The organism is Desulfovibrio sp. 1214_IL3152 (genome assembly GCF_036763055.1).
GTDB lineage: Bacteria > Desulfobacterota > Desulfovibrionia > Desulfovibrionales > Desulfovibrionaceae > Desulfovibrio.
In genome coordinates this window covers 1-4,526 of sequence record NZ_JBAIYW010000244.1, presented here as the reverse complement: position 1 = coordinate 4,526, position 4,526 = coordinate 1, and the positions used below count along the sequence as shown (strand labels likewise).

The 4,526-nt window shown below is 55.3% G+C and carries 7 protein-coding genes; 6 read left to right on the top strand and 1 reads right to left on the bottom strand.

What is annotated here, in order from left to right; all coding sequences use genetic code 11:
* Together V6C07_RS05120 and V6C07_RS05115 are read left to right on the top strand one after the other, a co-directional pair.
* Positions 1 to 554, top strand: a 554-nt coding sequence (locus V6C07_RS05120) for a phage tail sheath C-terminal domain-containing protein (protein WP_333535286.1), incomplete at its 5' end; no start/stop codon positions are given.
* Between the two features lie 10 nt (positions 555 to 564).
* Positions 565 to 945, top strand: a complete 381-nt coding sequence (locus V6C07_RS05115) for a hypothetical protein (RefSeq protein WP_333535284.1) — start codon at positions 565 to 567, stop codon at positions 943 to 945.
* Between the two features lie 28 nt (positions 946 to 973).
* On the opposite strand, the gene V6C07_RS05110 is transcribed toward V6C07_RS05115, so the two are convergent.
* A complete protein-coding gene (locus V6C07_RS05110) occupies positions 974 to 1,213 on the bottom strand; it encodes a hypothetical protein (RefSeq protein WP_333535283.1) in 240 nt (79 codons plus the stop codon).
* 176 nt (positions 1,214 to 1,389) lie between these two features.
* Here V6C07_RS05110 and V6C07_RS05105 point away from each other — a divergent pair, with 176 nt between their 5' ends.
* From V6C07_RS05105 to V6C07_RS05090, 4 genes are all read left to right on the top strand, one after another.
* Entirely contained in the window at positions 1,390 to 1,998 is a 609-nt protein-coding gene (locus V6C07_RS05105) for a hypothetical protein (protein ID WP_333535282.1), read from the top strand.
* Positions 1,999 to 2,102: 104 nt separating this feature from the next.
* On the top strand, positions 2,103 to 2,480 hold the full coding sequence (locus tag V6C07_RS05100; RefSeq protein ID WP_296983568.1) for a phage tail protein: 378 nt from the start codon (positions 2,103 to 2,105) through the stop codon (positions 2,478 to 2,480).
* Positions 2,481 to 2,483: 3 nt separating this feature from the next.
* Positions 2,484 to 2,816 (top strand): phage tail assembly protein, encoded by a 333-nt coding sequence (locus V6C07_RS05095; protein ID WP_072312639.1) that lies wholly within the window; start codon positions 2,484 to 2,486, stop codon positions 2,814 to 2,816.
* 153 nt (positions 2,817 to 2,969) lie between these two features.
* Positions 2,970 to 4,526 (top strand): hypothetical protein (locus V6C07_RS05090; protein ID WP_333535280.1); only part of this gene is annotated, 1,557 nt, incomplete at its 3' end.

Below are 4,526 nucleotides of genomic sequence, written 5' to 3'. Positions count from 1 at the left end.
TGCCCGAAGAGCTTGCCGCCGCTTACGCCGCCGTTGCCGCCAGCGAAGAAGACCCGGCCCGCCCCCTGAACACGCTGGAACTTTCCGGCATTGCCGCGCCCCCCGTGGCTGCCCGCCTCTCGCGCAATGAGCAGGAAACCATGCTCAAAAACGGCGTCACCCCTCTGGAGGTCGGGCCGGGCGAAACAGTGCAGATTGTCCGCGCCGTCAGCACCTATACCCGCAATGCCGTAGGCGCTACGGATATCAGCATGCTGGACATGACGACCATCCGCACACTTGATTACACCTGCAAGGCGGTCAAAGAGCGCGTTGACCTGCGCTTCCCGCGCGAAAAGCTCTCGGCCCGCACACCGGCCAAGGTACGCTCCGAAGTGCTGGACGTACTGCGCAATCTCGAAACGCTGGAAATTCTGGAAGAGGTTACGGCCAACGCCGAGGGCGTCATTGCCGAGCGCGACCTGCAAGACCCCAACCGCCTTAACATCAAAATACCCGCCGACGTGGTCAACGGCCTGCATGTACTGGCCGCCCGCGTGGACTTGTTGCTGTAGGGAGAAGGTTATGGACCTTGAAAAAATATGCATTTACGGTTTGCTCTACCTGTTCCTTGCGCTCTGGATGGCTTCTGTTGTTGGCGACATCTACAAGAGCAGTCTCCGTCACAGGGAGTCGCTCGACACCAACGCCAAAAACTTCGCTGCAAATCGTGAGCAGACGCAGGTCTTGGCGCGGGCGCTGGCTGATAGCCGGGACCACATCAAGGAAGCCATTGCCGCGCTGGCAATGCAAAAGAGCCTTGTGTTAATTGCCGATGACAATGGCAGTTGGAAACTGGTCGCTTTGGACACTGGCAGCAAAGACCAACTGCGAGAGTGGCTTGCGCAACAGCGGCGGGATGCCGAGGCAGCGGCAGAGCCGCCCGAACCTGACAAAAAAGAATAGCCCACAAGCCCCGCCAGAGCGGGGCTTTTTACTGCACGCTATCCACTACGTCCACATTGAACGAGCCTATAAATTCATCATGCGCCGTCTGCCTGCTTTCGTGTAAAAGGCTCGCCAGCGCGGTAGCCACGGCTCCGGTACGTTCATCTTTTGCAGCTCTTGCCGCAGCAAGCAATTGGTCTATGGCGTAACCCATAGCCGTGGAAAAGCCAAAAGATGCCCCAGCCCGTGCGGCATCTGCAATGTTTTCTACCTGCTCAAGTTTCATATCTCCTCCTGTCACAGCAAGACAGCATGGCAGACTGCGCATGTCCACAAGTATTTTGGGGCAGATTTGCCACTTTTTCAGCCAGTGCCAACTATCGCGCAAGGCCTTACAGCCCCTTGCCCCGGCAAGGGGCTTTTTGTACCCTATCGGCAACCACATATAAGGAGCCGCCCACCATGAAAAAACTGTTCGCCTGTCTGCTGTTTCTGCTTCTGGCTGTGCCTGCCTTCGCGGAAGAAAAAGACGACGATGACGTGCTTGTATACGAAACGCTGATAATCAAGCCGAATATAAAAAATGCTGACAATGAAGACATGCCCGCCATCATTAATGCATTGATGGAGCGCATAAAAACACCTGCCGTACTCGGAGATGCGGCCGGGAAAATAGTTATAGAGCCTACGTTTGCTTCAAGCCTTGAATATGGAACCTTCTCTTTGGAAAAATATCCGCAACTAAAAGAGTATAAAGAGGCTGTTCAAGAATCATATAATGCCTTAAAACTGCTCAAGCAGAAGCCAGAATTTGCACAGGGTGGTCTTAATACGCCTGCCGGTAAGGCGTGGCAGAAAAGGAATGACGCCTTCTATAAAAAGTATGAGCATGTACAATTGCCGTTTGGATATGCAAATGCTTTTACCGATTTAAATGTTTTAGCTTCGAATTATATGTCTATCAGACACGCGAAGAATTTCTCAGTCAGCACGCTTAACTCTTTGGAAGAAACTTCCTTCATCACTCGTCATCGTGTAGAAAAAACCGTTCATATGGCAATAGACGACTAGTCAACCGCTGACGTGCGCCAGTCTTTCTTTGGCCCGCGCTGCCACTATTGTGGCAGTGCGGGCTTTGCTTTTTGTCGCCCGTTAAACCCAAAAAGGAGCCGCCAATGGCTATGGAAGAATTCGTGGGCGCAATCGTCCTTGAGGTGGACGGCGAAGAAATCGAGTGCGCCAGTTTCAGCGTTAAGGAAAATACCGGCTGCCTGCCCGTGAAAACCATGAACCGCCGCGCTCGCATTGCCGGGTTCTGCCAGGGTGTTACCACTTACGAGCTTACTGTGGCCGTACCAATTCCGGCCAATGGCAAGGAGCGTAACTGGTCCAAGGTGCGCGATGCCAAACTGGTTATTTACCCGGTCAATGGCAAGGGGCAGCGCACGGCATATACCGGCTGCTGCGTTCAGGATGTAAGCGCCCAATACGAAAGCGAAGGCGAAGCCAAGCGCGATCTCACCCTTTTTGCTGTGGATGAAGTAAAGGAGTAATCCATGTCCAGACTTACAACTGACGGTACTTTGCTTTTCGGTATAGAATTCAACGGGCAGATGCATAAAGATTTTACCATGCGCGTCCCCACCCTGGAAGATGTGGAGGCCGCCATTGAAGATGCCGGGCCGGATGCCAGCAACGCCCGCATGAATCGCCACAAGTGGTCACGCACCATAACCCGCCTGGGTGAAATTCCTGCTGATGCCATCACTGCCGAGCTTTTGGCCGGTTTGCCCGCGCCGGAATATGGCGTTCTTCTGGCTGTGGAGGATGAGCTTGCAAAAAAGCTCTTGGCCTCCAGCGCGGAATCTTCCGCCGCCTCCGCGAAGTAGAGGCCGCGCTGGTAGGCCGTGGTTTTACCCTGGCCGAGGTCCGGGCCATGTCCCTGCCGGAGGCTGAAGTTTTTGTTGACGTGCTATTCCCCGCCAAACCCAAAGCAAGAAACGTTGTAACCAAACGCCAGAACTGGCGAAAGTGGAAGCGCCATGTCCGACCTGCAAGTACAAGCGGAACTGAAGCTCAAAGATAGCCTGTCGCGCCCTGCGGGCACTGCTCTGGACAGCTTGGGTAAATCCGCCGCCAAAACCGGCACGGCTGTAGACGCAATCGGCAAGGGCGAAGCCATGAAAGGCATGGCTAAAGATGCCAAGAGCGCGGCCAAAAGTATGGACGCTATCGGCAAAGAGGCCAAGGACGCGGCCAGAAGCATGGATGCCATTGCCAGCGAATCCAGAGAGGTCGGCGGCAATCTGCAAAGGGCCGAACAACGGGCGTCTGCCCTACGCCGCACCTTGCGCGGCGTAGGGCAGACCGCCCGTGACACTGTCAGCCATATGCAACGCCTTGGCCGGGGCATGGATGGCGTCTGGAAAACTGGCGCGGGCCTTGCTGCGAGTGGGTATGCTGCAAAAAAGGCGATTGACGCGCCTGTCAGCCGTGAACGCCAATACCTTGATGACGCGAACATAGCGGAAGTTGACGTCAAGAAATTGCGGGAGCTTGATGCCTCTGCCGTTAAGTATGGCGGCGGCACTCTGGAAGGCGCGCGGGCAACGCGAGGGGCACTTTTTCAGGCCGGGCTAGATTTTGCAGCGACTGACAAAGTATTGCCGGGCATTCAGCGTACGGCTACGGCCACAGCCTCCGAAGGTGCAGACCTTGCAAACATGGTCGCGGCAGGTCTTAAGGCCAAGCAATTCAAGGCTGAAGACGTTGAAATTGTCCTTGGTATGGCGGCCAATGCGGGGAGCGTGGGGGCGTTTGAAACCAAGGACATGGCCAAACATATGCCCGGCATTTTTACCAACGCGCCGGACATGCTGGGCGTAAGAGGCGCGGCCTATCACTTTTCAAACTTGCAGGTTCTGCGCGATGCGGCTGGCTCCAGCGATGAAGCCGCGATGCTTTATGCAAACCTACAGGCTTTTCGCAGTGGTGACGTGGCCGAGAAAAGGCTTAAAAAAAAGGTTAATCTTACAGCTATCTATCAGCGTACCGCCGCCAGCGGTGGCGACATGAACATGGCGCTTGTGGATGCCATCCAAAAGGGCGTGGTGGAAAAAGACAAGCTGTACAAAAAGCTGCATGCCCAATGGGAAAAGGCAGATGGGAAAGAGAAAGAAGCGCTTAAAATGCAGCTTTCAAGCCGACAAATTCAGCTTTTCAGCAAAGTTATACCTGACCGTCAGGCACGACAGGCTGCGGTAGCCCTTGCCAATGGTGGGGAGCGCCGTGCCGAGGTGCTCGCTGCTGTTGAAGGCAACCCCCTTGAGTCCGTGGACAAGTTCTTTGAGCGTGTGCAGACCTCCACCCAATCAAAGTTTGACTCCCTTGGTAACGCCTGGGAAGCCGCCATGGACGGCTTTTTTGCAAAAGTTAAGGGCGGCGTTGACTGGGGCTTGAAATCGGCAACGGAATTTATGGAAACAAACCCTACAGCCAGCGTGGCCCTGGCAGGCACAACGGCTGTTGGGGGCAGCATTGCGGCAGGGGCGGCGGGCATGACTGCGTGGGATTTCCTCCGCAAAGGCAGGGGCGCGGCC